Origin of the sequence: Paenibacillus vulneris (genome assembly GCF_039543185.1) — a bacterium.
GTDB lineage: Bacteria > Bacillota > Bacilli > Paenibacillales > NBRC-103111 > Paenibacillus_S > Paenibacillus_S vulneris.
Genome location: NZ_BAABJG010000002.1, coordinates 157,778 through 184,719, shown reverse-complemented (window position 1 = coordinate 184,719; position 26,942 = coordinate 157,778). Strand labels below are relative to the sequence as shown.

The window sequence follows — 26,942 nt, the reverse complement described above, 5'->3', positions numbered from 1 at the left end:
TTTACCCACCTCGCGTTCTTTTTTGCCCTGGAAGAAAGGTTCAAGTAAAATCGATCGGGATCTGTGTCTGCTGTACGGAGGCTTCAATTTGCAGCTCAATCAGAAGCAAGCCTCTGCTATATTTAGCGGTGATCCTGTCTGCGCATACCGGCTTAGGCATCGGCAGAACCCGCCGGAATGGCCCGAAGAACCGTTCATTCAAGGTGATCCGATTCTCGGTGACTGGATATGTACAGGGAATTTCCCCTTCCAGCACCAGGTTCTGCCCTTGAAGAAAGATGCCGAGTTGATCCGGAGAGCTGAGACCTGGAATTTCGGCAAGCACGACTACGGCGGTGTGGGTATGATAAATATCAACACGCGGACCCGTCTTAGGAATCATCTCGGCGATATCCTGCCAGAACTCCTCCCCCAACACTTCGCTGGCCTGCTTATGAAACGTATGCACTTCCTTCATCGGATTTGTTTTTTCCTTATCCACCAGCCGACATCACCACGCTCTGACAGTTGCTTTTATCATTATCTATGTATATGTACAAGAAAAGAAATGATGCTCCATGCCTCCCCACCGGCTTGTCCTATTTAAAGCAGACGCGACATGGGATATCCCGGTGCCGGTCAACATCTTGATGCGCTCCCCTATCAGCCGCCTACTCCCGAATGGTTATTTCATGAAACGGCTCTTGATGTCGCGATTTGGGCAGCTGCACCTCAATCACATCGCCGTCTTGTCTTGCGCTGGCCTGGGCCGGCGATATGTCGCTGGGCAGTCTGATTTCCTGGGTGCCCCCCATAAATTCTATTTTGCAGGTATGCCTGTTGGCAAAAAAACGAAGATTGCTGCTGGACATGCCCTCCGGGATTTTACAGCGCAGGAAAATCACCCTTTGGCTTTCAAACAGCTCATACTCAAGGCTATCCTCCGTCGAAAAGGGGTCGTATCCCGCTGAGTGGGGTATGGAGTGCTGTACGAAGTTTTTGAGGGTTTTATGCACGAATTTTTCAATTCCGGTATTTCCGGCAGGAAGAGGGAATTGCTCGATCAGGGCCCTCTGCAGCTCCTGCCAGCTCTTGATGGAATTCCGGGTAGGGTCCATAATGTTTCACAGCCTTTCAGAAAAATCTATTCTTCCTGAATGAATCCTGCTGCTTACCGTCTGCCGACTTTAGCCGAAGCAGATTAGTCCCCGAACATATTGTTTTTTAATGCCTGCTGCAAATGGTTGATCCGGCTAAAAAGCGGCTTATTCGCGTTATCGTAGATCGGGGTGATGAGCCCGTGAAGCTGAAACAGCGTCGGTTCTCCGCATTTGGCACAGAAGGCGGCGTTTTGCACATTGAGATACGAACAACCTTTTTTTAATAAGCCAGGCTCGTCAGAGCAGCGGTTTTGTAAGGGAGCGCCGCAATCAATACAGAATTTATCGTTCTCATTGGCTGTTTTGGAGCAGCGCAGGCAGGTGACTGGTTTCTTATTACTCACAGACCTCTCTCTCCTCTCATGCTGTTATCTATCCCTCTTTATAGCACTTGGGATTGAATGGATGGAGCCGGTTCAATTTCCGTAATCGGATTATCCACGACATCGCTGTCAAACAGACTGGATACAAAGCCGGCCTCAATATTAGCTCCGAATAACTGACCGTTTCCGTAGTTTGTCTTTCCGTTCTGGTTCCAGCCGGGCTGGGAGATTTCTCCGACAGCTATGACAGAACCTCTGTTCAATGTATTCACATTGATCGCACCGGCAGCCAAAGAAATAATAACGGCCACAATGGTTCACCCCCGACAAAGGCCTATGCCTTATAGTATTCAGTCCCTCTATTTAGGTTACAGCCTATGGATGCCGTGCGGCTTGCCCCTACCCGTTATGGTTTGGCTTCTGGATAATCCGGATGTTTTTCTCCACGTGTTGAACATGTTCATTAATGATTCCTTCATTGCGAAATGGCGCGTCAATCACATCGTCGTCGAGAACCATGCTGGCGACTTTCTTTACCTGATTGCGGCCCAAGCTTTTTCCAAAGCCGTAGTTGACTTTCCGTGCGGTTCTCCAGCCTAATGGTTTGTTATCTCCCAAGTCCATGGCCGAGCCATTGTTTAACACGTTGGCATGGATGGCGTTAAAATCTATGGCACATTGCTGCATGGAGCTGCCGGTCCCCGCCAGCGTGATGTATCTCATATCCTCAAAGGGGGCGTCAATCAAATCCGAATCCTGCACAACACTCACTGCGTGGGTCATGGTAGAGCCGCTTAAGCTGCCAAACCCCTGATTGCTTTTGCTGTAAGAGGACCAGCCGATGGCCTGGTTGGTACCGATAAAAATACCGGATGAATCTTCAATATTATTGACCAGCAATTTATTGAACACCACACAGGCTTTTTGATGATTCAGCTTCATGGACCCACCTCCTGCCGGATGTAAGAAATATCGTCTTCTTAACAAGGTGTATGCCTATATTGTATTCCGTCATTCCGTTCTGTTGCTTGGCTACCGAATAAATTGCCCATTTTGTGGTCCCATTCGCGATAAAGCCTTTCCCTCCCCTTGCATCACCCTCAAGATCTTGCTATAATCTTTTTCAACCATTGTTGAAGGGATTTGAAATCATGAACACCACCCTGTTACAACAATTGCATCATTACAAGCAGCGTTAGCACACCTGTACATTTTCAGGGTGGGCTAACGCTTCTCGCGTTGGCCTCCCTGCGGCATACCGAACGCGCAGGACCAAGAGGTCCGGCGCGTTTTTTATTTTATTTGTGAAGAGAGGAATGGGAGCTATGCAAAATGTAAAAGGAACCTACGATTTCTTTGGAAAAGAGCAGGCGCTGCGAAAACAGGTGCAATCCATACTTCAGGAAGTGTTCGAGCTGTATGATTTTGAAGGAATGGAGTCAACGATCCTCAACGAGCTTGATCTGCTGACATCCAAATATGCAGGCGGCGATGAGATTTTGAAAGAGATGTATCGGCTGACGGATCAAGGCTCACGCAGCCTCGGCCTTCGCTATGATCTGACGATTCCCTTCGCCAAGGTCATTGCTTTGAACCCGGGTATCGAGCTTCCTTATAAGAGATATGAAATAGGCAAGGTGTTCCGTGATGGGCCCGTCAAACGCGGACGCCTGCGTGAATTTTTACAATGCGATGTGGATATAGTCGGAATTGAAGGCCCCGAGGCGGAGGCCGAATTAATGCAGGTTGCCGTCGAGGTGTTCAAGCGGCTGAATATCCCGATTACGCTCCGGTGGAATAACCGGCAGTTCCTGGGTGATCTTCTGGAAAAGCTCGGCGTGGCGCCGGAGACCAAGCCGACGGTCATGCTAACGCTGGATAAAATCGCCAAAATCGGAGCCGATGGAGTTGTCCAAGAGCTGATCGGCAAAGGCTTGGCCCCTCAAGCAATCCGTTCCATGACCGAGCTGATCGAGTGGAACAACCCAAGTATGGAGCAAATCCTGGAACGTTACGATGTCCGTGATTCTGCAGGATACAGGGAGATCCGGGCCTTACAGGAGCTCATCTCCAGGCTTGGGCTGGAGCCGACTTGCAGCTTCGATCCCTTTTTATCGCGCGGCCTCTCCTTTTATACTGGGACAGTGTATGAAATCTTCGACGCATCCGGTTCCTTCACCTCCAGCCTGGGCGGAGGCGGGCGTTATGACGCCATCATCGGCAGGCTGATCGGGCGTGAGGATCTTCACTACCCGACTGTCGGCATCTCATTCGGAATGGAATCCATCATGGCGATGCTGCAGAGCCGCCCCTTGGAAACCAAGGCACCATTAGCGTTGGTTATTCCCATAGGGAATACCATTCCCGAGGCTCTGCTTGCAGCGTCCGAGCTGCGAACGAATGGAATTCGCACCGGGCTGGACACCAGCCGAAGGAAATTGAAAAAGTCGCTTGCCGCCGCCGCATCCCAAGGAATCCGGTATGTTATCCTGGTTGGAGAGGATGAAGCCCGTGATAACAGGATTCGTTTGAAGGACATGGTGGAGATGACAGAAGCAGTACTATCTGTAGAGGAGGCTCTGCTCATCCTTCAGAAACAGGCGCTCTGAGCATCCGAAAGAGAAAGAGCGGTCTAAATTCCCACAGTTCGTTGATGGATCCGAATAAAAATGGGTAAACTACGTAAAATAGGCTCATTTTACTACAAAATCACCGTTCAAACGACAAAAAACGGCGATTTTGGCCAGAAAGTTTGACAATTTCGCCTATTCGCTTAAAATTTATTTTATTATGCTATATAATTACATTTGAGCAGTTATCACACGCTCTATGTTTTATCAAGTGTGATTGGATGAAGAACGGATCCAAAATAAGGTTACAATAAAACCCATCCATGCTAAACTCAATTTCGGATGGGGCTTTTACCTGCTCAGAAAGGATGAATACATGATGGACAAGCATCTGAGCGAAACCGATCAGAAGATGCTGTTGAAAGAGGAAGAAAAGCGTTGGCCCAATATTCAGGTGCCGGTTACACTTTCCGATTATTTTGCCAAGCTTACTAAACCGGAGCTGTCAACCATTCGTATGAACCTGGGGATCAAAGGAGCAAGCTCCTTGAAGAAGCAAGAGCTGATAGATGTGCTGGTAGAGCAACTGCCTGCAGCGCTTCCGCAGCTGCTTCAAGCCTTCGATGAAACCCGCTACCAACTATTGAAGCAGCTGGCGGACCGCGGCGGACATGGCTTCAGGCCACTCGAAATGCACCAGCTGGAATACTTCAAGCAAAGAGGAATTCTTTGTACAGGTACGTACAATGGAGACAAGACACTGGTTATGCCTCAGGAAGTGCTAGCATGCTTCAAGCGTGTGGACAGTTCTTCTTATCGGGATCAGGTCCGTAAAAATACGGAGTGGATTAAGCTCACGCAAGGCTTGCTCTACTACTATGGCGTTCTCAGCCTGAATGAGCTGGAAAGGCAAATCAACCAACTGACCGGAGCCCGAATCAAGCTCGGCGATTATACGGCTATTCTTCAGGAAGCCGTCTCCTACTATGAAGAGCTGAAGACCGATACGTACGGCTATGCCAACAGCAGCGTAGAAAATCCGGACAGGGTGATAAGCGAGCAAGAGTCGAGACCTCAAGTGCCCTACTATCCATTTACCAAAGCCCAGCTGCTGCATGCCGGCGCGCCGAATTTCGTCGACCGCAATGAAAGCTATCAGGCGTTTGTGCTTTTCATTCGCAAAAACTATACCATTTCTTTGGACGAGGCGGACTTTATTGTAGAACAATGTGTGGACGCCATCCGCAACGGTCAGTCTCCGGCAGAAGTGTTCAAGCTGCTTCAGCAACTTCTTGAGATCAATGAATTGGATATGGTCAAAGCATTCATGGATCATATTGCCGATCTCCATAACCATACAAGACAATGGACCATAAAGGGATATACTCCTTCTCAACTGTCTCCTGCTAAGGATGCCTCGGCAGAAGCATCGCCGATGAAGCCGAATGTCGTGACATTTGCGGCAAAATTAAAGGTCGGACGAAATGACCCTTGTCCTTGCGGAAGCGGCAAAAAATACAAAAAGTGCTGCGGACGTTAACCCTTTTCTATACCGGGAACCCTAGATAGGTTCTATAACGAAATAGCTGTCCCCCCAGGTAACCATGATCTGCGCGGGATGGCTATTTGTGCTGTGCAGAATAAAAAATTCCATTCCAGGTAACCATTTAGACATGAACAGCACAGATCATGAGGGATGCGTATGCCGCTTTTTTCCTGGCTAAGACGTCACATCGTTCACACCAAGGCCAACAACCATAGTCAAGCCGGGCCTGGAAGAAAAGTCCAGCCCGAACAAACCCATGTACTTGATCGAGCGGTTAGCGTGAACGATCGTATCGCATGGTTTCAGAAGCAATTCCATGACGACGCGGATGTCGTCATTCAATATTTCACCCATAGCTGCGGGACTCCTTGTGCACTCTTGTTTATTAGAGGCCTGATCGATCAGGAGACCGTGCAAAAGGAAGTGCTTCAAGCGGCTCTAGCCATTGAAGCAAGCAATACGGCGGACTTCTGCCGGCAGATGTTCGACGAGCATCATTTGCCCGTTACCGGAATTCAGCTGTCACCTTCCTTAAACCAAGGCTTGCTTTCCATATTGGAAGGCCACGCACTGCTTCTGGTAGAGGGAGACTGCCGGGTTCTTGATCTGCCCGTTACCTCTTATCCCAAGAGAGCCATTGACGAAGCACCCAACGAGTCCGTCATTCGCGGTCCGCGGGAAGCTTTTATCGAAAATTTGCAGGTGAATACTACGCTGATCCGCAGAAGGCTCAAGACGCCGGATCTCAAGCTGGAGTATATGAAGATAGGAAGACATTCGCGTACCGATGTCGCCATTAGCTACGTGCAGGGGATTTGCAAGCCGGAGCTGGTGCAGGAAGTGAAGCGTAGATTGTCTCAAATCGAATTGGACGGCATTATGGGAAGCAGCTATATCGAGGAATTTATCGAGGATAATCCCTACTCCCCCTTTCCTCAAATGCAGTATACCGAAAGACCTGATGTCGTCTGCGCCTCCCTGCTGGAAGGGCGGGTCGCTATTCTCGTGGACGGTACGCCGATTGCTTTGCTGGCTCCGGTCACCTTTTTCATGCTGATGCAATCCGCGGAGGATTATTACCAACGGTTCATCTCCTCCACCTGGATCCGATGGATCCGGTTTGCGTTTATCTTTATCTCGCTGCTGCTGCCCTCCACTTATATTGCGGTAACGACCGTACATCCGGAGATCATTCCGAAACGGCTGCTCATTACGATCACCTCTTCCCGGGAGGTCGTCCCCTTTCCCGCGCTGATCGAGGCTTTCATGATGGAATTGGCTTTCGAGGCACTGCGTGAGGCTGCCATACGCATCCCCAAATCGATAGGACAGGCCGTCTCCATTATCGGAGCGCTGATTATCGGAACGGCTGCCGTGCAAGCGGGGATCGTATCCGCGGCGATGGTTATTATTGTGGCATTAACGGGGATCGCTTCGTTCATTATCCCGCATTACGATCTTGGATTAGCCTTCCGATTGCTGCGCTTCCCTATTATGATTCTGGCGGGGATGTACGGGCTGATCGGGATAGCGTGCGGATTGATTCTTATCTATCTGCACTTGCTCTCTCTGCGGTCATTCGGAACCCCATACCTTACTCCCTTGACCCCTCTCTCGTTCAGCGATTGGAAGGATACCTTCGTAAGAGTTCCATGGTGGTTCATGAGAAGAAGACCTTCTCTTCCATCGACCGGAACGCAAAGAGAACCGAAGCACACAAGAGGCTGGGCACAGCAGGAGGAGGAAGATGGAGATTGAACATGGATAACCGCCTTCGAAAAATCCTCATTGTGCTGATAGCTCTTCCCCTCCTGCTGCTTGTAAGCGGATGCTGGTCGACCGTTGAATTGAATGATCGCGCCTTCGCAAGGATGATGATATTTGATAAAGGAAAAGAAGGCATCGAGCTTACGCTCGGGTTCCCGCTCCCTAACCGGATGATTCCCGGAATGGCCGGCAGCGGAGGAGGACCGCAAAGCGGAAGTCCCTATACGTTTATTACCAAAGAAGGCGTCAATGTCGGACAGGCGCTTCGGAACATTCAAATTGATTTGTCTAGAAAAATTACTCTAGGGCAATCCAGTGTCGTCGTCATAGGCAAAGAGCTGGCACAGGAAGGAATAGCCCCCGTATTGGAGTTTCTGGCCCGGGAGCCCCGTGTTCACATTAATGCCAGCGTGTTCGTGACGGAAGGAAAAGGCAAGGAGATCGCCAATATTCCGACGATTTGCGAAAGATTTCCGACCGATATATTAACCGCCTACGTTCTTCAGCATGAGACGATGCAGACAACGATCAAAGATTTCCTTATGGCCAACTACACCGGGGGGGATATGATTGCCCCCCTGCTCTACTTCAAACCGCAAAAAATTGCAAGTGAGAAAGGCAAATTACAGGATTGGATGGGCGTTGGCGGCGCGGCCATTTTTAAGAACAAGAAGCTGCAGTCTACCATCGGGGTGAAGGAAATGCGGGGGGCGCTTTGGGTTGTTGGACAGCTTGCTGATGCGGAAATTACGATTCCTTCACCAAGTGACGGTCGCAAGGTCAGTTTTTTTATCGAGCATTCCCACACCAAAATAAAACCTCAGCTATCGGGCGGAAAAGCCTCTATACAGCTCCAATGCACAGCGAATGCCCGGCTGCTGTCCTCAGATTCGATGCTGGATGCGGAGGACCCCAAGCAATTGAAAGAGCTGGAACATCAGCTGGAGACGGAAGTAGAAAGACGCATCATGAGCGTGATTGACAAGACACGGGAAGCGAAGTCGGACGCTTTTCAATTCGGCAACTTCATCGCCTGGTACTATCCAAAGCAGTGGAAGACGTTACAGCCGCAATGGGTCGAGCATTATTCCAATCGAACGGCTGAAGTCATCATCCATGCCGATATCGATATCCGGAGGTTGGGAACCGAAACCAAATCCGTCGAATTGGAGGAAACCACATCTTGATTATTATCTTGATGGTATACGCAATCGTAATGTACCTGGAATGGCGATACTTGACCTGGAAACGAAGAAAGCCCCGGACGTTCTTCATCGTTCTTGGCTACAGCGCTGCGTCCTGGCTCTGTCTCGAGCTCTTGTATTTCATCAGGGAGACATGGAGGTTAAAGGACTTTATCGAGGCTGTGTTCGGACCTGTACAAGCCATCTTGAAAATCAATGAATAAGGAAGGAGAGACGGGACAGTGAGACAAATCACCCAACAGCAGCTGTTTATGATGTTTTCCATCTACTTGTTTACAAGCACGCTTGGATTATATGTCAATTTTGTTGTCAACACTTCCGGCTATTTAGCATGGTTAAGCGTGCTGCTGGGTGCCTGCCTCTCCCTCCTCATCACCTATTTTTCCTACAGCTTGGCCAAACGCAGGCCGGATCAATATTTCGTTTATTACGGCAAGGAGATCTTGACGAAGTGGATCCATTATCCCCTTGTGGTATTTATCACCATTTGTCTATTGTTCATCACAGCCTTTATTTTACATGACTTGGAGGACTTCATCATTCAGGTGTATTTGCCTGCAACCCCCAATTGGGCCATTGCCGTATTATTCGGCGTATGCTTTGCGGTTGCGGTGCGCTGCGGCATCGAAACGATTTTCCGCTGCGCCCAGGGGATTTTCTTTATCAGCATTCTCGGCCTCCTTGCGACCCCTTTTTTTGTAAAAAAAGAAATGGATGTGGATATGGCCGTCGCTTTCATCAATCGCTTCGACTTTGCTCAAGTCTGGAACGGGATGTGGGCGAACGCCTCTCTGTTCGGAGAGACCGCGTTCATTCTGTACCTCTTTCCGAAAATAGGCAACCCCGGGAAAACGATGCGCACTATCTCCGGCGCCACCTTTACCGCTACCGTTGTCATTTTAATGAACATCTTGCCCGCCATGCTGATCTTCGGACCCAATTTGATGGCCAATATGACTTACCCTGAACTCGAGCTTATTCGATACATTCACGGGAGCACGTTCTTTGAGAATCTGGACCCTGTCCTGATTGCGCTATGGATCACCGGTTTATTTATTAAAATCAGCTTTCTTATGTATCTGATCGTTATAAATCTGGCCCAGCTCTTCTCGTTAAAAGACCACAAGCCCTTGACGCTGTCAACGGCCATTCTTATTATCGGAATGTCCCTATTCGTTGTGGGCTCGACGGCGGAGACTTCGGAGCTGATTTCAAACGGTCTTATCGGCATGATCATCCTCATTGAGGTGATCCCGGCCTTCTATCTGCTCGTCGACCGGATTCGTTCTTTCAAAACAGCGAAGCCCAAATAACCCTCGATTTTTTATAAAATCGTCAGCATAGCAAAAAAGCTCATCCGAGAGCTTGAGAAGCCTCGAATGAGCTTTCCTTGTTTCTTACCAGAATCCGCCGTAAAAGCCGCCGTACGGATATCCAAACCCGCCGCCGTAAAAGCCGCCGCCATAAGCATAAGGAGCCGTGCCAATGGCTAAGAGATCGAATAATACCAGCGGCGCTAATGCGGATGTTGTGACCTCTTTGCCCTGCTCGGGAGCCAGGATGATCTTATTTCCGCTGATACGAACCAGCTTGCCGCTGACTGTGGTACCGTCTTTTTTAACGGCATAAATCGTTTGGCCGATAAATTGCTGAACATCCTTTTTGCTGACCGTCTTTTGCATGGGAGTCCTCCTCTATATCCTGAATGTAGGCTAATGCCACATAGCATCTAACTACCCTACATAGTACGGAATAGAAGGAGCGGTTGCTTGTTCACTTGTACCTGTCCGAAGAAGTTAGGGACATGACCGTGTGACAGCCGTCCCTACACTTTGCGCAGACGTCCCAGCTCGGTCGTAATCGCCTCGATTTCACTAATGCTGAAATTCGGCTTCGAGGCAACCATCTCATAGATGTCCCGCAAATCCTCGTATTGCTCGTCATTTAATTCGGTTGCCTTCAAAGCGGCGCCTGTCGCCATCCGAAGCTTCTTCTTGATCTCTTCGATCATATACGCTGCATTTTCCAATGTATTTTGAGTTAAATCCAAATTGACTCATCCTTTCTCATCTGAGACCGCCAAGGACGTCGACGTTATCAACTTCCTCCGGCTAGTCTTTGGCTACCCCATTGTACCATGTTTTGAGCGGATGCGAGTACTATGTAAACCGTTTGCTGTACAAAACGGCATAGTGGATAAGAAGAGGCGCTAGCAAGATAGATAATCCGGACAAGGACTGGCAGCCTTGAGCCGCAGGCTATTGAAGCCCCTCGCATAAATACTTCACATGCTGCTCGGCCAGCTTCCTGACGTCTTCGTAGGTTTGGTTGTAGCGGATATTGTAGGAGATAAAGCCGTGCATGGACATAAACAAGCTCCAAGGGACACTATACATCTTCTGTTCGTTGCCCGATTGTCTGGCAATTACGGAACGGACTACCGTGGCGAACAGCTCCAGGCACTGGGCCTGCTCATTTTTCCCATATCCCTGCAGCTCCGCATCGTTAATCATGAACATGATCTCGTAATGATAAGGATTCTCCAGGCCGAATCGGATAAATTCCAGCATCAGCTTCTCCAGCTGGCCAAGATCGCCCATTCGGGTGCGTCTCAGCATCTCTCTCTGTCTTTCCAGCAGCATTTGAAAATCGGCGCTTACCAACGCATGAAACAGCTCCGCTTTTTCCTTAAAATGATAATACAACGCCCCGTGACTGTAACCCATCGCTTTGGCGATGCTTCGCATCGTTAAAGTATGATAGCCGTGTTCGGCGAAAAGCTGCCTCGCCTCCTCCAGTATTCTTTCGCGGCTCAGCTCTTGCGCCACTGCTTTTCTGGCCAACACGATTCAACTCGCTTTCTTGTATATGGTTTTATCTCTATACTTTAATAGTTTATCACTTTATTACTGCAAAGCAAGAGAAAAGATAGGATAAAAGTATGATATCGGAGAAAAAACCTGACGAAGCCCTTTTATGGATGCGCGGCTGCCGTTTAGCGGAGAATAGCAGAAAAAAAGCGCCTTTCGGCGCTGGGGTTGTTGAAAAACCTGAAAATCTGAAAAATTGCTTTGGTACCCCGGTGGGGTATCCCCCTCCGGCCGCTGTTGTTCTCGGAAAAATTTGATTATATTCGCTTTACGGCGGATTTTTTCCGAGAACAAAGGCGGACGCTATCGCTCCTCCAAGGGATACCCCACCTTCACCTTCGCATTTTCTGTACGATTAGGTTTTTCAACAACCTGAATCGCCTTACGGCGCTTTTTTGTGAAGGGTGTAGTATGGAAGCGAGCCGCAGTCAAGCTACGGCTTCTCGGTATGATCCACATATTTCTCTTCCCCCGAGGTTATGACCGCCTGGCCCTGCGTGATGTCGGTCACCCAAGCCACGAAATGGTCCGCCTCCCCGGCCAGAGGAAGACAGAGCAACGTGACCTTATCCGTAAATTCCGTCTCACCCATCAGCATCTCGCGGTTCCGCAGCTCGTTTTCGACTTTTCCGTGCCACGTATAATCGATCTCAATCCGCACCTCGCGGTGAAGCACTTTGTAAATGGGCTCCGCAGCCGCCAAGCCTGCTACCGCACCGTCCGTGTAGGCACGGACAAGCCCTCCTGCGCCCAGCATAATGCCGCCGAAATACCGGGTAACGACCACGGCTACATTTTTCAAGCCCTGGTTCTTGATGACCTCCAGAATCGGTCTGCCCGCCGTACCGCTCGGTTCGCCGTCATCCGACTGCTTCTGAAATTGATCGCGTTCCCCGACCATATAAGCAGAGCAATTATGAGTCGCCATGGAGTGCTCCTTCTTGATGCTCTCGATGAATTGGATCGCTTCCTCCTCCGTCTCAACCGGCATGGCATGTCCGATAAAACGGGACTTCTTGATCACAATCTCCGAGACTCCGGCCTGTTTGACCGTTTTATAATAGGGCAGCATCCCCCATCCCTCGCTTTCTAAACCATTGCAATACCCTACTGTATTCCATTCTGGGATAAACGTCAACTTAACCCCATGAGAAAAAAGCAGCGCACCTCTATCATGCAAAAGGTGAACTGCTTTTTCTGTGCGTTACTTGGACAATCTTGCTTCAAGCTCCGCTTTTTCCTTCTCATAGCCCGGCTTGCCAAGCAATGCGAACATATTTTTCTTGTACGCTTCAACGCCAGGCTGGTCGAATGGATTCACTCCGAGCAGGTAGCCGCTGATGCCGCAGGCTTTCTCGAAGAAATAAACCATATAGCCGAATGTGTAAGGACTCATATCCGGAAGCGTCACGATCAGGTTAGGCACTCCGCCGTCCGTATGAGCAAGCATCGTTCCTTCGAAAGCTTTTTTGTTGACGAAATCCATTGTTTTGCCGCTCAGGAAGTTCAAGCCGTCCAGATCGTCGGCATCCGTTCCGATAGTGATTTGCTCTGGCACGTCCGCCACTTGAATAACCGTTTCGAACAAGGTACGGTTGCCTTCCTGGATGAACTGCCCCATGGAGTGAAGATCTGTCGAGAAGTCAACGGAAGCAGGATAAATTCCCTTGTTGTCTTTTCCTTCGCTCTCCCCGAACAGCTGCTTCCACCACTCGGATACGAAGTGAAGGGAAGGCTCGTAGTTAACGAGAATTTCAGTTGTTTTGCCTTTGCGGTACAAAGCGTTACGAACCGCTGCGTATTGGTAGCTCGGATTTTCATGCAGGTTCGGGTTGGAGAACGCTTCTCTAGCGTCAGCCGCTCCGCGCATCATAGCCTCAATGTCAACGCCAGCCGTCGCGATCGGCAGCAAGCCTACCGCTGTAAGTACGGAATAGCGTCCGCCTACGTCATCCGGAATTACGAAGGACTCGTAGCCCTCTTCGGTAGCAAGCTTCTTCAAAGCGCCTTTAGCTTGGTCTGTCGTTGCGTAGATACGCTTGCGCGCAGCTTCTTTGCCGTACTTTTTCTCCAGCAGTTCGCGGAAAATACGGAAGGCAATCGCAGGCTCCGTCGTCGTACCCGATTTGGAGATCACGTTAACGGAAATATCCTTGCCTTCGAGCAGCTGCAGCAAATGCGTGACATAAGTGGAGCTGATGTTGTTTCCGACGAAATACACTTCAGGCGTTTTACGCTTGTCCTTCGGCAAAAGGTTATAGAAGGAGTGGGACAGCATCTCGATCGCTGCGCGGGCCCCTAGGTAAGAACCGCCGATACCGATAACGACAAGGGCGTCGGAGTCGGATTGAATTTGCTTAGCCGCTTTTTGAATGCGGGCAAACTCTTCTTTATCGTAATTAACCGGAAGATCGATCCATCCCAAATAATCGTTTCCTGCACCGGTTTTGTTATGTAATTGCTCATGGGCCAGCTTGATCGGCTCCGCAAGATAATCAACTTCATGCTGTTGAATGAAAGATAAAGCTTTACTGTAATCAAAAGAAAACTTGGCGCTCATTCGGATTCATCCTCCTTGAATTTGGCTTTCTATTCTTTCAATTAGAATACTGTACTTCGCAAAGGAAAAGCAAGCGACGCATTCACACTGATACTGGTAAAATGCTACAATGGACACAGAGGTGATTCGATGAAAAGGATTGGATTTATCGGATTAGGAACTATGGGTAAGCCCATGGCGGCCAATCTATTGAAAAAGGGCTACGACGTTGTCGTGTACAACCGAAGCTCGGAAAAAGCGGCTGAGCTCGTATCGCTTGGAGCACGCACGGCATCAACACCGTCCGCCGCGGCTCTGGACACGGATGTTGTCGTATTGATGCTGAGCAACGATGCCGTCGTACTCGAAGCGGTCCTTGGCGAACAAGGAATCATCCATGGGGTGTCGGCCGGACAAACGGTCATTGACTGCAGCACGGTATCTCCCGATACCAGCAAGCGCATCGCGGGCGAGCTTCTCGGACGAGCCGTCGATTTTCTCGATGCTCCCGTAACCGGCAGCAAGCCCGCCGCGGAAAGCGGTACGCTTGTCTTCATGATCGGCGGCGAGCAGGCTGTGCTGGAGCGGCAGCGTCCCGTATTTGAAGCCATGGGCTCCAAAATCGTCTACATGGGTCCTACCGGGTCCGGCTCTTACGCCAAGCTGGCGCATAATACGATGGTCGGCATTAACGCGCTCGGGCTGGTCGAAGGCCTATCCATCGTGACCAAGGCGGGCCTGGATGCAGAGCAGTTTCTGCAAATCGTATTTGCAGGCAGCGGCAACAGCAAGCAGGCGGAGCTCAAGGGCGGCAAAATCATCAACCGCGACTTCAGCAATCAGTTCTCGCTTCAGCTGATGCTCAAGGATCTGCTGCTGGCTAACGAGGTCACCAACCGCTTCCAGATGCCTTCTCCAATGCTCAAGGCAGCGGCAGGCATATTCCAGATGGGGCTCAGCAAAGGACTCGGCGAGGCTGATCTGTGCTCTGTAGCTCAAGTCTACGAGGACTGGATGCAGCAGCAGATCGGCAAGGCATCCCCCGTGGTGGAGGAGCGCCGCAGATCAAGCCGGGTGCAGCTGAACATTCCTCTGCATCTATCCGTTCATCAGTGGGAGCAGGAAGGCGCCTTTACCGGTCAAACGATCCCGGGCATCCTGTACGACTTGTCCGAGAACGGACTGCAAATCATCTCCCAGTTCCCGCTGGCCGAGGACATGTTTGTCGTCATTCACTTCCCTAAGGAGGCGTCTCTGCCGCCAGTAACCGGACGAGTCATCCGCATCGAGAGTGACAATAACGGCTCCTTCCGTTACGGCTGCCTGCTCTCCGGACTGGCTCCTTTTGACAGGCTGCAGTTGGAGACCTATATTGCCAGTCACTTGAACCAACAATAAGAGATTGGTTCTGCCGGGCTGCAATGTGAATCATCGAAGCTTTTTTCATCCATCGGCGCTCCCCTAAGGATCCGAGCTTTTCTCGACAATAGGAATGTCCTTCACTACGATCATGCTTTAGTGAATTAAACCTCCTGCCGGGAGAAAAAATACCCTGCTGCAATGCATCCTCCTTGGAGTTGCTTGGCGGCAGGGTATTTCTCATTCCATCATCCGTTACAGCTGCCTGGACTACTCTGCAATATAAGAGCAGCAATAGTCAGTCGGTGTTTTCACCTGCAGCTTGAACTTCGAATTCGCAGGAACGGTGAACTCCCCTGTGCCTTGGATATGAAGCCATTCGCTTGCTCCTGGAAGCAGAACCTCCAGCTCGCCGGCTTGGATCTCCATGATTTCCTTAGCATCCGTTCCGAATTCGTACTCCCCTGGAAGCATAACCCCCAGCGTCTTCTTAGTTCCATCCGCGAACAGTACGGTACGGCTGGTTACTTTACCATCGAAGTAAAAGTTCGCTTTTTTCAATACGGTCACATTCTCGAATTGGGACATGGTTCGCTTATCTCCTTTGGAAGCAAGACCGGGCTGATCAGCCCGGTCTACTGGTATTCTTTTATTTCAAAAGCTGCTTCACGCGGGCAACTACGTTCTCCACGGTAAAGCCGTATTCCTTAATAACTACAGGACCTGGTGCGGAAGCTCCGAAACGGTCGATGCCAAGAACGCTGCCTTGCTCGCCTACATAGCGCTCCCAGCCGAAGGAATGACCCATCTCCACTGCAAGACGAGCTTTCACTTCCGGCAAAATAACGGAGTCCTTGTATTCTTGGGATTGCTTGTCGAACAGCTCCCAGCTTGGCATGCTGATAACGCGAACTTGTACGCCTTCTTCAGCCAATTGCTTCTGAGCAGCTACTGCAAGCTGTACTTCCGTACCGGTAGCGATAATTTGCGCTTGAGGCTTGCCGTTAGCCGCATCGGACAGAACGTACGCACCACGGCTCAAGCTAGCTGTCGCTTGCTCTGTGCCTTCCAGCTTAGGAGCAGCTTGGCGGGAGAAGATGAGAGCTACAGGGCCTTTTTTGTTCTCAACCGCATAACGCCATGCTGCAGCCGTCTCATCGCCGTCTGCCGGACGAATCACGGTAACGCCAGGAATGACGCGCAAAGCGGCCAATTGCTCGATTGGCTCATGAGTAGGGCCGTCTTCGCCGACACCGATACTGTCATGAGTAAATACATAAATTGCAGGTACGCCCATGATGGCAGCCAAGCGAACAGCCGGACGCAAGTAGTCGGAGAAGACGAAGAACGTACCGCCGAATACTTTCAGACCGCCATGCAGCAGCATACCGTTCACTGCAGCGCCCATACCGAACTCGCGCACGCCGAAGTAAATGTTTTGTCCGCTGTAATCTTTGTGTGTCATCACGCCAAGATCTTTCATATGCGTCATGGTGGAGGACTCCAGGTCCGCAGAGCCGCCTACAAGAGATTTTACGTTCTTAGCGATAGCATTCAGCACGATACCGGAAGCGGTACGAGTTCCCTTTTCCGCAGGAGCGGCAGCAGGAATGTCTTTATCCCAGCCTTCAGGAAGGTCGCCGTTAACAGCTGTTTCGAACTGCTTGGCAAGCTCAGGATATGCCTTAGCGTACTCAGCAAACATTTGCTGCCATGCAGCATTCGTTTCGATACCTTTTTGCTTTACAGCGGCAAAGTGAGAGCGTACTTCTTCAGGCACGTAGAAGTGTTGATCCTCAGGCCAGCCGTAAGCTTTCTTGGTTAGAGCCACTTCGTCTACGCCAAGCGGAGAACCGTGAGGACCAACGTGACCGCCTTTTCCTGCTTTGTTCGGGCTGCCGTAGCCGATGACGGTTTTTACTTCGATCAGCGTAGGACGCTCGTCTTTCTTAGCTTCCTGGATCGCTTTGTCGATCGCGTTCAGATCGTTGCCGTCTTCGACGCGAAGCACTTGCCAGCCATAGCCTTCAAAGCGTTTGGTCGCGCTCTCGGAGAAGGACAGGCTCAGCTCGCCATCCAGGGAAATGTCGTTCGAATCATATAATACGACCAATTTGCCCAGCTTCATATGTCCTGCAAGCGAAGCCGATTCGGAAGAAATCCCTTCCATCAAGTCTCCGTCGCCGCAAATGACATACGTATAGTGGTCAATGATATTGAATTTATCTTTATTGTAAACTGAAGCCAGATGTGCCTCAGCGATAGCCATACCTACTGCCATACCAAAGCCTTGTCCCAATGGGCCTGTCGTTGCGTCAACACCTGGGGTATGTCCAACTTCAGGGTGACCCGGGGTTTTGCTTCCCCACATACGGAACTGCTTCAGCTCTTCCATAGGCAGATCATAACCGCTAAGATGAAGCAAGCTGTACAGCAGCATGGAGCCATGGCCGGCGGACAGAACGAAACGGTCGCGGTTAATCCAGGTCGGATTGTCCGGATTATGGTTCATTACTTTCGCAAACAGCTCATAACCCATAGGCGCTGCGCCCATCGGCATTCCCGGATGCCCGGATTTTGCTTTCTCGATGGCATCGATGGATAGTGTACGGATCGTGTCAATGGACAATTGCTCGATCGTTTTATTCATTACTGTCATGAAAAAAAACCTCCTACTTATTTTAGTGAAAGCGGCAATTCCGGACGCTGCTCGGCATAATCGGCAGAATGTACGGAAATGAACGCCATTGTTAACGTGTGCATGATCAATTGCACGGAAACTCACTGGCACCATTTTACCATTGTCCGTATCGGTTTGCCAGCTTAAACCTGAATTAGATAGAAAAAATTCATACGGAAATTGTGACGGACACTAGAGGAATTTGTTTTAATCTGGCGAATATGTAGTATTCTGTGGATGAATGAATCCTGTTTACTTGGAGTGGTAGAAGTCAATTATGGATCTGTTATTGGAGCTTGCCAAGACGCGTCAAACCTATCGGAAGATGCTGAATTTATACTGGATTACCATCCTGTTCACCGTGGTTCTGGAATACCTGATTCACCGCTTGGATCCTTCCGGAGGCGAGAAATCGATCTTAAGCCCGCTGGTCCTCCAGGCGATCGGATTAGCAGCCGTGACCGGTACGTCGGAGATGCTTTACAGGTATCGCAAATTACAAAGCGATGATTTAATGATTATTACCGGCATCATCTTCGCCTCATCGATCATCTATTTGAACCCTAACATCGGCATTGTACCTGCAATCTACATTTTTCCCATCCTAACATCCGTACTATCCTTCAACAAGAAGCGAATTGTGATAGCCCTTTCCTTGATACTCATTTGTTTTGCCGCCATGTATGCCATCACTCCCGAGCTGCGTATCTCCATGAAGCCTATCCATATTATCGGTACTTTATTTTTGTACATCGGCGTCACGATCATTGCCATGAACATTTCGAATAGCGGCATTGAGCTGCTGAACAATCTGAAGAACGCGACCGAGACGAAGCAGGAGCTGCTGGTCAAGACGATTATTATGGACAAGCTGTCCAAGATGGATGCATTGACCGATTTGTACAACCATAAGACCTTCCACGAGTACTTGGAAAAGCTGATTGAGCAGAACGAACGGAATCATCTGTCGCTCCAGCTGGCTATTATCGATATCGATAATTTCAAAAAAATTAACGATACGTACGGTCATTGGGTAGGTGACATTATGCTGCAGCGGGTGGCCAACATCATTAAAGAGACCGTTACGCCGAATGATTTTGTGGCGCGTTATGGGGGTGAGGAATTCGCGGTTATCTTCACGGAGAAAACGATGGAGCAATCGTTCCGCATTGCCGAACAAATCCGCCATAAGCTGTCCGTCACGCTGCAGCCCGAGCTCGATTCACAAGCGGTTACCCTAAGCATCGGGCTTCATGATTACAAGACAGGCGAAGGCAAGGAAGCGCTCTTCAAGGGTGCTGACGCCTCGCTCTACTCCGCCAAACGAACCGGCAAAAATAAAACGGTCATTCAGGCGCTCATCGGCGACCATAAAGGTGCTTGAGCGGCGGCTTGGAGGCAAAATATCCGCACAAAGCGGGGCGCAATTTATACACACTGCATTTGAAAAAAAAGAGACTGAGCGTCATGGGAATGACGGCTTCAGTCTCTTTCGATTTCTATTAATTAAATACAACGGTTTTGTTGCCGTGAATGATCACTCGATCCTCAACATGCCAGGATACGGCACGCGCAAGAACGATCCGCTCGATATGGCGTCCGATGCGCTTGAGGTCGTCTACGTTATGGCGATGGCTTACACGCTGCACGTCCTGCTCGATGATCGGGCCTCCGTCCAGCTCTTCCGTTACATAGTGTGCGGTAGCGCCGATAATTTTCACGCCGCGGTTATAGGCCTGCGCATAAGGCTTGCCGCCCACAAACGCCGGAAGGAACGAGTGATGGATATTGATGATCCGGTTAGGGAAATGCTCGATAAACTTCGGTGTAATGATCTGCATATACCGCGCCAGAACAACCGCATCCACCTTGCCCACCACAAGCTCCAGCTGCCGGCGCTCGGCCTCTGCCTTCGTTGTCGGTGTCACCGGAATGTGGTGATAAGGAATATCGAACGATTCGACCAGGCTCCGCATGTCATCATGGTTACTGATAACCATGGCAATATCGGCTTCCAGATCTCCCGCCTGCCACTGCCACAAGAGCTCCAGCAAAGCGTGATCCTCCTTCGATACGAACACGGCTAGACGCTTCTTGCGGCTGGCGCGGGTAATGCTCCATTGCATCTGGAACTGTTCCGCAACCGCTGCAAAATCCTCTTTGAGCTTCTCTCTGCGGTCATCCAGATTATCCAGGTCGAACTCGATGCGGATGAAGAACATGCCGCCTTCCGGGTCCATCGTATATTGGTCCGATTGTACGATATTCGCACCTTGTTCATGTAAAAAGCGGGATACCGCCGCGACGATTCCCGGCTGATCCGGGCAGGAAACTAGCATTCTGGCGCGGTTCTTCAAATCATCCCGCTGGGCTTTTGGCAAAACATTCGGTGTCATGATACAAACTACTCCTTCGTTATTTCAAAATTTCCGTTACAGCTGAAATACTTTTTGGCCTGCAAACCACGCCGTCAAGCGCTGGTTAATTTGCTCTTCCGATAATTCCGGCAGCACGCGATGCTCGGCAACCAGATCGTACAGGCGCTCCATCGGCTCGCGGCCGTCCTCTTTTTTGGCTTTGGCATCCGTTTTGAGCACTTCCCATACATTCAGTACATAATCGCGCGGATTGATGTCCTGCTTGTTGAAGAAATGCGCGAGCCGTTCAACATCCTCCAGGAAATTGGAGCCGAACCGCTGTTCGACCGTACCGCTCAGCAGAGCGATCTCCGCTTCGTACATCGGACGCTGCAGCTTGTCCTCTTTTCCGATCCATGGGGTTTCCAGAATCAGCGGCAAATGAGTCAGCTTCTCGTGATGAACTACATTGTTCATCGCCTCAAACCCGATCCAGCCGGCTCCGACAGGAGCATGACGGTCTTTGCCCGCGCCTTTCGGATTTTTACTGTCGTTCAAGTGAACGACTTTGATCCGGTCAAGTCCGACCACTTTATCAAAATGCTCCAGCACCCCGTCCAGATCATTGATAATGTCATAGCCAGCATCATGAACGTGGCAGGTGTCCAGGCAGACAGATAATCTATCATTATTCTCTACCTTGTCAATGATGGCGGCGAGCTCTTCAAAGCTGCGGCCCAATTCCGTTCCTTTGCCCGCCATCGTCTCCAGGGCGATTTGCACGTTCGTATCCTGAACCCCGGCCAGCACCTCGTTCAATCCTTGAGCGATCCGTGCGATCCCGTATTCCGCATCCTTGTCTGTGTAAGCTCCGGGATGAAGCACAATTTGCTTCACGCCCAAATAATCCGTCCGGCGAATCTCTTCCTGCAAAAAACGAACCGCCAGCTCGTAGGTATCATCTTTATAAGAGCCCAGATTAATAATATAAGGGGCATGAACGATGATCTCTCCGATGCCATGCTTGTCCATCAAGGCTTTGCCTTCATCAATATATTGCGATTCTATCGGCTTACGGCGCGTATTTTGAGGCGCCCCCGTGTATATCATGAATGTAGATGATCCGTAAGAGACAGCTTCCTCCGCCGCATTCAGCAGCCCTTTGTCTGAAAACGATACGTGAGAACCGATTTTTACCATCGTATTCCTCATCTCCTTTTTTTCGCACTCACTCTATTTTACTAGGATTGACTCTTATCCACAAGGCTACTTTTGGATATCGCCAAAGTAAGGTATAATAAGGATGAGGTGACAATAATCATGAATTCGGGTTTTATGTATTTTATCTTCTTCTGGGTTTTTGTGCTTCTCTTCTTTATGTCGATAGGCGGCTATTTTATGTTCCGCAAGTTTCTGAAGGTGCTGCCTAAAGCGGACGGCAAGTCCAAGCTGGATTGGCAAAACCATTATGTCGAAGCCTCCCGCCACCTATGGACAGAGGAAGCCAAGGACTTTCTTGATATGCTGGTCGATCCTGTACCGGCCCCGTTCCGGGACATTGCCCGCCATTCCATTGCCGCCAAAATCGGGGAGGTCGCTCTGGAGGACAAAGCCGACCGGATTACGCAGGAGCATTGTCTCCGCGGCTATATTCTGGCCACTCCGAGACGCGATTACAAAAGCTTAACCTCTTATCTCGACAAAAAACAAATCGACTATAGCGCATTAAAGCATCTTCTTCAATGATACAGCAAAGGCTCCCGCCGGATGGCGGAAGCCTTTTTTCGTTGCTATGGATGGATGACCTCAGGATGAGGTCTTCTTACTTCTTACTTCTTCTTGCCGGGTTTAACAGGCTCCGGCTTCTCCTTATCCAGCTTCACCGTCAAGGTGACCGGAGTGCCTGCGATTTTCAGCGGATTTGGTTTCAGCTGGGTTGTACGGAAGCCTACCAGCTTGACTCCTTCCACCGATATCGTTTTGGGCAGCTCCTTCTGTGTCAGATGAGCAATTTTTCCGTCCAGAATGAGGTACAAATCGACCTCATCGTCCGTTTTCATATCGACGGTCAAATATCGATTGTCCTTAGGCAAAATAGCCGCTTCAATCTCGCCGTTCTTTAGATTTTTTTGCAGCACGCCCTTATCGTCGAAGTAATCGCGAACATTGACGATAGAATCATTCGACCAGCTTGCCCCGTTATTGCCGCCGATAATGGATCCCCCTGTATCCCAGTCCGGATACAAAGCCGACGTGTCAGGGTTGTAAATGCCGGAATTGGGGCCGCTGCCCGCTCCGGTTGAGCCTCCCGAGCCGGAACCTTCCAGTTCAATCGTGGAATAGTCGCCCAGCCAGTAGTTTTTGTTTAAATAATTGTATATCCTGTTCAAAATCGTTACCGCCTCGGCACGGGTTACCTTATCCATCGGACGGAAATACCCCAGCTCATTGGCCGTCATGATGCCGGAAACCTGTAAGCTCGCCAGACTGCTCGCCTGGGCATTGGAGAAAGCATCCGTACCGAAGGTGCAGTCGCTCTTTCCTGTTCCCATCATGAGTATGGGCAGGACGCTGTTCGTCTGCAGCAAGGCCATGCCGGATGCGTCCAGGCGGCCATCCGATTTGGCGGCATCGTCATACTTCGCCTTCTCCTCGAACATTTTGATCGGAATATCTTTATATTCCGATACTACGGAGCATACGTCATTCGGGCTCATGCGCCGATCGATCATCCGCGTGTCAAAGAAGGAGTACAGCATATCCGCAAGCTGGAGCCGTGTCAGCTGGGCATCCGGGCGAAAGGTTAGCTCCCCCGTATTCGTTAATCCGAAAACGCCCCAGTTAAACGTTTGGTTGTAAATCTCCGAAATCGGCTTATACGCCCAATGCTGCGGAGATACGTCGGAAAATCCTTCAACCTTTTGCAATCCTGTTGCATATAAATTAGGCCGGTATTTATCGAACAAACGGTATACCATGGTTGTCCATTCGGCTTTGCTGATCGTTTGGTTCGGTTTGAACGTTCCGTCCGGATATCCGGTCAATACTTGCTTTTGCGCCATCAAATAAATGGAATTGACAGCCCAGCCGTTTGCTTGCGCGCTGACATCGCTGAATTGAACCTCTGCCTTGGCCGGCATCGGGGGCAATGCAAGCCCTATCACCGTCAACCATAACAAACAAGTATAGCGGAAGCCTCGTTTCTTTTTCATTGCATACCCTCCAATCCTCTCTACTTATATCGGTTATTGCCGCCTATTTTGTTAATCCATAGAAAAAAAAGACGGCCCCAAAAGAGCCGTCACATTCCAAGTCATGATGATAAATTCCGTCGAAGCCATTCCAAGATGAGCGACCGCGCTATGGTTGGTTTATGCCTTTAGACCTTCAAATCCAGACTTTGTCCCAAATAGGGATGCTGAGCCGCAGCGAAGCCCTGCAACAGCGCATTCACCTGCTCAGTCTGCATATCGGCCGATTTTTTCAACATGGCAATCCCTACGGATTGCTTCAATGCGCTTGCGCTCAGTGCCATGGATGCCGAGCCTATACTTCCTACGTCCATTGTTCGCGGCCCCCTTTCTGTTCGATTTGGACACGATAGCATCCTCTTCTATTATCGGATACTAAAGTCCTAATCTTTAGAAACGGTTTGCTTTCCGTTTGCGGAAAACAAGTCGAGCCAAACCGATTACGATCGCTGCCAGCACTACGCCGATAGAATCCACCATCACGTCAATAGCGTGGCCGGTTCTCCCCGGAACGAAGGTTTGATGCCATTCATCCGAAGCCGCGTACAAAATCGAAAAGACCGCGCCTATACCAATAGAAGGCAAAGGCTTGTACGGCCTTGACAGCAAGGTCATTACGCTAAAAAAGCAGAGGATCGCAAACTCCGTGACATGACCGCCCTTACGGATAAAAAATTCGATAAAATCATACGGCTTCGTCCAGGTGACCAAGCCTCCGTCGTAATAAAACTCCACGTGAGGAATCCAATGAAGCAACGTTTCATAGGGAAGCCACTCGGCCAGCATCGGGCGAATATCCTGCTCTGCATAGGTTTGGGCCGATTTGACAAATATAAGCACGACCCAAAAGCAGGTAAGCGCCAGCCACACCCAAAACGTCCACCGCTTTGCAACTCGAATATGAATCACTCCTATCCGCAAATAAAATAGGTCTGGTTGTTCATATGCGGGGAAAGAACCCCACAAAGTCGGGCCTTGGTTACAAAGCTGATTCAGGTACATTGCGGAAGCCCCGAGATGAAATCAATTGTATGCATTAAAAAAATCCCTTGTTTCCAAGGGATTGTAACGTTCGGATAATAATGCGGTTGAGAGGACTCGAACCTCCACGAGCGTACGCCCACCACCCCCTCAAGATGGCGTGTCTGCCATTCCACCACAACCGCAAGTTAATACTATGAGGGATAAAACATGAGCCATGAAGGACTCGAACCTTCGACACCCTGATTAAAAGTCAGGTGCTCTACCAACTGAGCTAATGGCTCTAATCAAGGCATGCTATTCAATTCGATAACCTTCGAAAAGAATGGTGACCCGTAGGGGATTCGAACCCCTGTTACCTCCGTGAAAGGGAGGTGTCTTAACCCCTTGACCAACGGGCCTCGTTATGCATGTTCTTGGTTGCCTTTTTGACGACAAAAGTTATTATATCTGAATGTCTCGAAATTGACAAGCCTTTTCTTAAAATAATATTTTCGTCTTCAAAAGAATTGTATGATATGCTTTGTACAACGAGGTGAACGTAAAAATGATGATCGTACGCTGTCCGGGTACGGATCATGTGTCGGAGGAAGCCATCCGGCCCTTAACTCCGCATGAGACCGTCTGGATTCATTTGTCCAAGCCGGAGCCCGCCGAAGTCAAGCGCGTACTTGTAGAGATGTTCCACTGCCACCCTCTCGCCGTGGAGGATGCCATCAAGCTGAATCAGCGGCCCAAGATGGACCGGTATAAGGACCATATCTTTCTTACTTTTTTCGCTATTACCGATAAACGATTGGCTCCTGTGGAGATCGGCATTGTCATAGGCGCTAATTATATCGTGACCATATGCAAAAAGCAGCTTAAACTGTTCGAACTGCTGCGGCAGCAATTATTAGCAGTGAAAGAGCTCGCTGATCATCCAGGAGATATTCTGCACCGTTTGCTCGATCTGTGCGTAGATGAATATACCGAAATCACGAATCGGATCGAGGATCAAATGGACGAGCTGGAGCGCAAAATATTCGAGAATCCTTATCTCAAGGTGTCTCATGAGGTGTTTCACCTAAAACGGGCGATGCACCTGTTTCGGCGTATCGCTCTGGAGGAAAGAGCCATCGTGGGATCGATCAGCCACCAGACGTTTCCTTATACCCGTCAGGAAACCGACGCTTATTTCGTCGATATCTGCGACCATATCTCACGGGTGCTGGATTCCCTGGACATGTTCAAGGAATCGTTTACGGCTCTGCTTGAGCTTCAAGTGAATATGAAATCGGACCGGATGAATCAAATCATCAAGACGCTGACGATCGTCAGCTCCATCTTTTTGCCGCTGACCTTCATCGCGGGGGTGTACGGCATGAATTTCAAAAATATCCCCGAGCTAAGCTGGGATTGGGGCTACGCCTATGTCTGGGGAGTCATGATTGGGGTCAGCCTGCTCTTGTGGCTCGTTTTTAAGTGGAAACGATGGATTTAAGAAATACAGGATTACTCAACATCCAGGAAACAGGTGATAGTGTTGCAGACGTTTTTTTTCATCCTGCTGGGTTTTCTGGACGTTATAGCCACTCTCGCGCTCATGTTCAAAACGTTCCGGTGGCCCTTCTGGGAATATTGGCCCCAATTGACAATCATCGGGCTGGTATTATCGATCGTTTCTTATTTGAACCGGATGGTGCTGGATATCCCAAGCTATGATCTGGCCATCCAGTTTGTTTTATGTGTCCTTCTATTGAGATTTCTGGTTAAAGTCAGTCTTGTCCATGCCATTGATGTCTCTGCCATCGGGTATCTCGGCTTTAACGGTATCGTGCTGCTCGTCTATTTCGGCTTGCTGCGATCGGGAATCGTGACCGTTGATGACGGGCAGCAGTCCGCTAACTGGGGAACCTTCATCATCCAGGTATCCGGCGAGCTTGCTGCATTTTTGACGGCCTATCTTCTGTACTATTGTCATTACGGCTTTTCCTTCATCATGAGGCCGCCGCATAATTTGTACTATACCCGTCAATTATCGGGGTTCAAAAAAATAAAAGCCATCGTCAATACGATTGGCATTCTAACCATCTTTGTCTCCGTGTACTGGATTATGAATTATCATGAATCCATCTACATTCTGCTGCTGATCATAGTGGTATCTCTGGCCATACTCGTTTACTTGTCGTATAAGCGGGATCTTCAGGATTGATAGCCGTTCTTTTTTCAATACGCGTGCGGCCTACAGGGAGGATTTTGGAGCTATGGGTTTGCGGTCATGCGCAGTTCTACTCCATTGGGGGATTGCAGGAAAGGATGCTTTTGCAGCCTTCCCTCCCCGGCAGGGGCTGGTCATGTACATGGTCAGAAAAA

The 26,942-nt window shown here is 49.8% G+C and carries 29 protein-coding genes and 3 tRNA genes; 12 read left to right on the top strand and 20 right to left on the bottom strand.

Annotation, left to right across the window (positions count from 1 at the left end):
- Positions 1 to 40: 40 nt before the first annotated feature.
- The 5 genes from ABEA66_RS01310 to ABEA66_RS01290 form a co-directional block, all read right to left on the bottom strand.
- Positions 41 to 481, bottom strand: coding sequence for an Hsp20/alpha crystallin family protein (locus ABEA66_RS01310; protein WP_079913892.1), 441 nt, complete (start codon positions 479 to 481; stop codon positions 41 to 43).
- A 169-nt stretch (positions 482 to 650) separates the two neighbouring features.
- The gene (locus ABEA66_RS01305; RefSeq protein ID WP_345585319.1) at positions 651 to 1,097 is read right to left on the bottom strand and encodes a hypothetical protein; all 447 of its coding nucleotides are present in this window, start codon (positions 1,095 to 1,097) and stop codon (positions 651 to 653) included.
- An 83-nt stretch (positions 1,098 to 1,180) separates the two neighbouring features.
- Entirely contained in the window at positions 1,181 to 1,483 is a 303-nt protein-coding gene (locus ABEA66_RS01300) for a hypothetical protein (RefSeq protein WP_345585317.1), read from the bottom strand.
- Positions 1,484 to 1,521: 38 nt separating this feature from the next.
- A complete protein-coding gene (locus ABEA66_RS01295; RefSeq protein ID WP_345585315.1) occupies positions 1,522 to 1,773 on the bottom strand; it encodes a hypothetical protein in 252 nt (83 codons plus the stop codon).
- 88 nt (positions 1,774 to 1,861) lie between these two features.
- Positions 1,862 to 2,404 carry a hypothetical protein gene (locus tag ABEA66_RS01290; protein WP_345585313.1) on the bottom strand — a complete coding sequence of 181 codons (543 nt, stop codon included), beginning with the start codon at positions 2,402 to 2,404 and terminating at the stop codon, positions 1,862 to 1,864.
- Positions 2,405 to 2,787: 383 nt separating this feature from the next.
- On the opposite strand from ABEA66_RS01290, the gene ABEA66_RS01285 reads away from it, so the two are divergent.
- The 6 genes from ABEA66_RS01285 (at position 2,788) to ABEA66_RS01260 (ending at position 9,863) form a co-directional block, all read left to right on the top strand.
- Positions 2,788 to 4,071, top strand: coding sequence for a histidine--tRNA ligase (locus tag ABEA66_RS01285; RefSeq protein WP_345585311.1), 1,284 nt, complete (start codon positions 2,788 to 2,790; stop codon positions 4,069 to 4,071).
- Between the two features lie 337 nt (positions 4,072 to 4,408).
- Positions 4,409 to 5,572 carry an SEC-C metal-binding domain-containing protein gene (locus ABEA66_RS01280; protein ID WP_345585309.1) on the top strand — a complete coding sequence of 388 codons (1,164 nt, stop codon included), beginning with the start codon at positions 4,409 to 4,411 and terminating at the stop codon, positions 5,570 to 5,572.
- Between the two features lie 162 nt (positions 5,573 to 5,734).
- Positions 5,735 to 7,336 carry a spore germination protein gene (locus ABEA66_RS01275; RefSeq protein ID WP_345585307.1) on the top strand — a complete coding sequence of 534 codons (1,602 nt, stop codon included), beginning with the start codon at positions 5,735 to 5,737 and terminating at the stop codon, positions 7,334 to 7,336.
- 2 nt (positions 7,337 to 7,338) lie between these two features.
- A complete protein-coding gene (locus ABEA66_RS01270; protein WP_345585375.1) occupies positions 7,339 to 8,532 on the top strand; it encodes a Ger(x)C family spore germination protein in 1,194 nt (397 codons plus the stop codon).
- Positions 8,529 to 8,753: a hypothetical protein gene (locus tag ABEA66_RS01265; RefSeq protein ID WP_345585305.1), complete on the top strand. Its 225-nt coding sequence runs from the start codon at positions 8,529 to 8,531 to the stop codon at positions 8,751 to 8,753. Before ABEA66_RS01270 ends, ABEA66_RS01265 begins: the two co-directional genes overlap by 4 nt.
- Positions 8,754 to 8,771: 18 nt before the next feature.
- Positions 8,772 to 9,863: a GerAB/ArcD/ProY family transporter gene (locus ABEA66_RS01260; protein WP_345585303.1), complete on the top strand. Its 1,092-nt coding sequence runs from the start codon at positions 8,772 to 8,774 to the stop codon at positions 9,861 to 9,863.
- Between the two features lie 84 nt (positions 9,864 to 9,947).
- Here ABEA66_RS01260 and ABEA66_RS01255 read toward each other — a convergent pair whose 3' ends face one another.
- From ABEA66_RS01255 to ABEA66_RS01245, 3 genes are all read right to left on the bottom strand, one after another.
- Positions 9,948 to 10,232: a 50S ribosomal protein L33 gene (locus ABEA66_RS01255; protein WP_079913881.1), complete on the bottom strand. Its 285-nt coding sequence runs from the start codon at positions 10,230 to 10,232 to the stop codon at positions 9,948 to 9,950.
- A 143-nt stretch (positions 10,233 to 10,375) separates the two neighbouring features.
- Positions 10,376 to 10,600 (bottom strand): DUF1128 domain-containing protein, encoded by a 225-nt coding sequence (locus ABEA66_RS01250; protein ID WP_192704596.1) that lies wholly within the window; start codon positions 10,598 to 10,600, stop codon positions 10,376 to 10,378.
- 208 nt (positions 10,601 to 10,808) lie between these two features.
- Positions 10,809 to 11,393, bottom strand: coding sequence for a TetR/AcrR family transcriptional regulator (locus ABEA66_RS01245; RefSeq protein ID WP_345585373.1), 585 nt, complete (start codon positions 11,391 to 11,393; stop codon positions 10,809 to 10,811).
- 98 nt (positions 11,394 to 11,491) lie between these two features.
- On the opposite strand from ABEA66_RS01245, the gene ABEA66_RS01240 reads away from it, so the two are divergent.
- Entirely contained in the window at positions 11,492 to 11,677 is a 186-nt protein-coding gene (locus ABEA66_RS01240) for a hypothetical protein (protein ID WP_345585299.1), read from the top strand.
- A 176-nt stretch (positions 11,678 to 11,853) separates the two neighbouring features.
- Here the strand turns inward: ABEA66_RS01240 and ABEA66_RS01235 are convergent, their stop codons facing one another.
- Positions 11,854 to 12,492: a YigZ family protein gene (locus ABEA66_RS01235; RefSeq protein ID WP_345585297.1), complete on the bottom strand. Its 639-nt coding sequence runs from the start codon at positions 12,490 to 12,492 to the stop codon at positions 11,854 to 11,856.
- Between the two features lie 132 nt (positions 12,493 to 12,624).
- Entirely contained in the window at positions 12,625 to 13,980 is a 1,356-nt protein-coding gene (locus tag ABEA66_RS01230) for a glucose-6-phosphate isomerase (RefSeq protein ID WP_192704598.1), read from the bottom strand.
- A 129-nt stretch (positions 13,981 to 14,109) separates the two neighbouring features.
- On the opposite strand from ABEA66_RS01230, the gene ABEA66_RS01225 reads away from it, so the two are divergent.
- Positions 14,110 to 15,357: an NAD(P)-binding domain-containing protein gene (locus tag ABEA66_RS01225; RefSeq protein WP_345585294.1), complete on the top strand. Its 1,248-nt coding sequence runs from the start codon at positions 14,110 to 14,112 to the stop codon at positions 15,355 to 15,357.
- 231 nt (positions 15,358 to 15,588) lie between these two features.
- Here the strand turns inward: ABEA66_RS01225 and ppnP are convergent, their stop codons facing one another.
- Together ppnP and tkt are read right to left on the bottom strand one after the other, a co-directional pair.
- Complete coding sequence (ppnP, locus tag ABEA66_RS01220; protein WP_079913875.1) at positions 15,589 to 15,906, bottom strand: pyrimidine/purine nucleoside phosphorylase; 318 nt, start codon at positions 15,904 to 15,906, stop codon at positions 15,589 to 15,591.
- Between the two features lie 61 nt (positions 15,907 to 15,967).
- Positions 15,968 to 17,977 (bottom strand): transketolase, encoded by a 2,010-nt coding sequence (gene tkt / locus ABEA66_RS01215; protein ID WP_345585291.1) that lies wholly within the window; start codon positions 17,975 to 17,977, stop codon positions 15,968 to 15,970.
- Between the two features lie 298 nt (positions 17,978 to 18,275).
- On the opposite strand from tkt, the gene ABEA66_RS01210 reads away from it, so the two are divergent.
- Positions 18,276 to 19,382 (top strand): GGDEF domain-containing protein, encoded by a 1,107-nt coding sequence (locus ABEA66_RS01210; protein ID WP_345585289.1) that lies wholly within the window; start codon positions 18,276 to 18,278, stop codon positions 19,380 to 19,382.
- 118 nt (positions 19,383 to 19,500) lie between these two features.
- On the opposite strand, the gene purU is transcribed toward ABEA66_RS01210, so the two are convergent.
- Both purU and ABEA66_RS01200 read right to left on the bottom strand, forming a co-directional pair.
- A complete protein-coding gene (purU, locus tag ABEA66_RS01205; protein ID WP_079913872.1) occupies positions 19,501 to 20,394 on the bottom strand; it encodes a formyltetrahydrofolate deformylase in 894 nt (297 codons plus the stop codon).
- Between the two features lie 36 nt (positions 20,395 to 20,430).
- Positions 20,431 to 21,555: a deoxyribonuclease IV gene (locus ABEA66_RS01200; RefSeq protein ID WP_079913871.1), complete on the bottom strand. Its 1,125-nt coding sequence runs from the start codon at positions 21,553 to 21,555 to the stop codon at positions 20,431 to 20,433.
- A gap of 120 nt (positions 21,556 to 21,675) precedes the next feature.
- On the opposite strand from ABEA66_RS01200, the gene ABEA66_RS01195 reads away from it, so the two are divergent.
- The gene (locus tag ABEA66_RS01195; RefSeq protein WP_345585284.1) at positions 21,676 to 22,101 is read left to right on the top strand and encodes a DUF2621 family protein; all 426 of its coding nucleotides are present in this window, start codon (positions 21,676 to 21,678) and stop codon (positions 22,099 to 22,101) included.
- Positions 22,102 to 22,184: 83 nt separating this feature from the next.
- On the opposite strand, the gene ABEA66_RS01190 is transcribed toward ABEA66_RS01195, so the two are convergent.
- The 6 genes from ABEA66_RS01190 to ABEA66_RS01165 all read right to left on the bottom strand — a co-directional run bounded on the left by ABEA66_RS01190 (position 22,185) and on the right by ABEA66_RS01165 (position 24,988).
- The gene (locus ABEA66_RS01190) at positions 22,185 to 23,567 is read right to left on the bottom strand and encodes an S-layer homology domain-containing protein (protein WP_345585282.1); all 1,383 of its coding nucleotides are present in this window, start codon (positions 23,565 to 23,567) and stop codon (positions 22,185 to 22,187) included.
- A 167-nt stretch (positions 23,568 to 23,734) separates the two neighbouring features.
- Entirely contained in the window at positions 23,735 to 23,920 is a 186-nt protein-coding gene (locus ABEA66_RS01185) for a YjfB family protein (protein WP_345585280.1), read from the bottom strand.
- 76 nt (positions 23,921 to 23,996) lie between these two features.
- A complete protein-coding gene (locus tag ABEA66_RS01180) occupies positions 23,997 to 24,476 on the bottom strand; it encodes a VanZ family protein (RefSeq protein WP_345585278.1) in 480 nt (159 codons plus the stop codon).
- A gap of 213 nt (positions 24,477 to 24,689) precedes the next feature.
- A tRNA-Leu gene (locus ABEA66_RS01175) sits at positions 24,690 to 24,772 on the bottom strand.
- A gap of 26 nt (positions 24,773 to 24,798) precedes the next feature.
- Positions 24,799 to 24,871: transfer RNA gene (locus ABEA66_RS01170), tRNA-Lys, on the bottom strand.
- A gap of 42 nt (positions 24,872 to 24,913) precedes the next feature.
- A tRNA-Glu gene (locus ABEA66_RS01165) sits at positions 24,914 to 24,988 on the bottom strand.
- 146 nt (positions 24,989 to 25,134) lie between these two features.
- Here ABEA66_RS01165 and corA point away from each other — a divergent pair.
- Together corA and ABEA66_RS01155 are read left to right on the top strand one after the other, a co-directional pair.
- A complete protein-coding gene (gene corA, locus ABEA66_RS01160; protein WP_345585276.1) occupies positions 25,135 to 26,070 on the top strand; it encodes a magnesium/cobalt transporter CorA in 936 nt (311 codons plus the stop codon).
- A 39-nt stretch (positions 26,071 to 26,109) separates the two neighbouring features.
- On the top strand, positions 26,110 to 26,781 hold the full coding sequence (locus tag ABEA66_RS01155) for a hypothetical protein (RefSeq protein ID WP_345585274.1): 672 nt from the start codon (positions 26,110 to 26,112) through the stop codon (positions 26,779 to 26,781).
- Positions 26,782 to 26,942 lie beyond the last annotated feature (161 nt).

Excerpts from the sequence above, each read along its gene's own strand:
- ABEA66_RS01255 (WP_079913881.1), bottom strand. The coding sequence starts at position 10,232 with ATGCAAAAGACGGTCAGCAAAAAGGATGTTCAGCAATTTATCGGCCAA.
- ABEA66_RS01290 (WP_345585313.1), bottom strand. The coding sequence starts at position 2,404 with ATGAAGCTGAATCATCAAAAAGCCTGTGTGGTGTTCAATAAATTGCTG.
- ABEA66_RS01200 (WP_079913871.1), bottom strand. The coding sequence starts at position 21,555 with ATGGTAAAAATCGGTTCTCACGTATCGTTTTCAGACAAAGGGCTGCTG.
- ABEA66_RS01305 (WP_345585319.1), bottom strand. The coding sequence starts at position 1,097 with ATGGACCCTACCCGGAATTCCATCAAGAGCTGGCAGGAGCTGCAGAGG.
- ABEA66_RS01225 (WP_345585294.1), top strand. The coding sequence starts at position 14,110 with ATGAAAAGGATTGGATTTATCGGATTAGGAACTATGGGTAAGCCCATG.
- ABEA66_RS01185 (WP_345585280.1), bottom strand. The coding sequence starts at position 23,920 with ATGGACGTAGGAAGTATAGGCTCGGCATCCATGGCACTGAGCGCAAGC.
- ABEA66_RS01195 (WP_345585284.1), top strand. The coding sequence starts at position 21,676 with ATGAATTCGGGTTTTATGTATTTTATCTTCTTCTGGGTTTTTGTGCTT.
- ABEA66_RS01240 (WP_345585299.1), top strand. The coding sequence starts at position 11,492 with ATGATATCGGAGAAAAAACCTGACGAAGCCCTTTTATGGATGCGCGGC.
- corA (WP_345585276.1), top strand. The coding sequence starts at position 25,135 with ATGATGATCGTACGCTGTCCGGGTACGGATCATGTGTCGGAGGAAGCC.
- ABEA66_RS01190 (WP_345585282.1), bottom strand. The coding sequence starts at position 23,567 with ATGAAAAAGAAACGAGGCTTCCGCTATACTTGTTTGTTATGGTTGACG.
- ABEA66_RS01270 (WP_345585375.1), top strand. The coding sequence starts at position 7,339 with ATGGATAACCGCCTTCGAAAAATCCTCATTGTGCTGATAGCTCTTCCC.
- ppnP (WP_079913875.1), bottom strand. The coding sequence starts at position 15,906 with ATGTCCCAATTCGAGAATGTGACCGTATTGAAAAAAGCGAACTTTTAC.
- purU (WP_079913872.1), bottom strand. The coding sequence starts at position 20,394 with ATGACACCGAATGTTTTGCCAAAAGCCCAGCGGGATGATTTGAAGAAC.
- tkt (WP_345585291.1), bottom strand. The coding sequence starts at position 17,977 with ATGACAGTAATGAATAAAACGATCGAGCAATTGTCCATTGACACGATC.
- ABEA66_RS01230 (WP_192704598.1), bottom strand. The coding sequence starts at position 13,980 with ATGAGCGCCAAGTTTTCTTTTGATTACAGTAAAGCTTTATCTTTCATT.
- ABEA66_RS01210 (WP_345585289.1), top strand. The coding sequence starts at position 18,276 with ATGGATCTGTTATTGGAGCTTGCCAAGACGCGTCAAACCTATCGGAAG.
- ABEA66_RS01235 (WP_345585297.1), bottom strand. The coding sequence starts at position 12,492 with ATGCTGCCCTATTATAAAACGGTCAAACAGGCCGGAGTCTCGGAGATT.
- ABEA66_RS01275 (WP_345585307.1), top strand. The coding sequence starts at position 5,735 with ATGCCGCTTTTTTCCTGGCTAAGACGTCACATCGTTCACACCAAGGCC.
- ABEA66_RS01285 (WP_345585311.1), top strand. The coding sequence starts at position 2,788 with ATGCAAAATGTAAAAGGAACCTACGATTTCTTTGGAAAAGAGCAGGCG.
- ABEA66_RS01280 (WP_345585309.1), top strand. The coding sequence starts at position 4,409 with ATGATGGACAAGCATCTGAGCGAAACCGATCAGAAGATGCTGTTGAAA.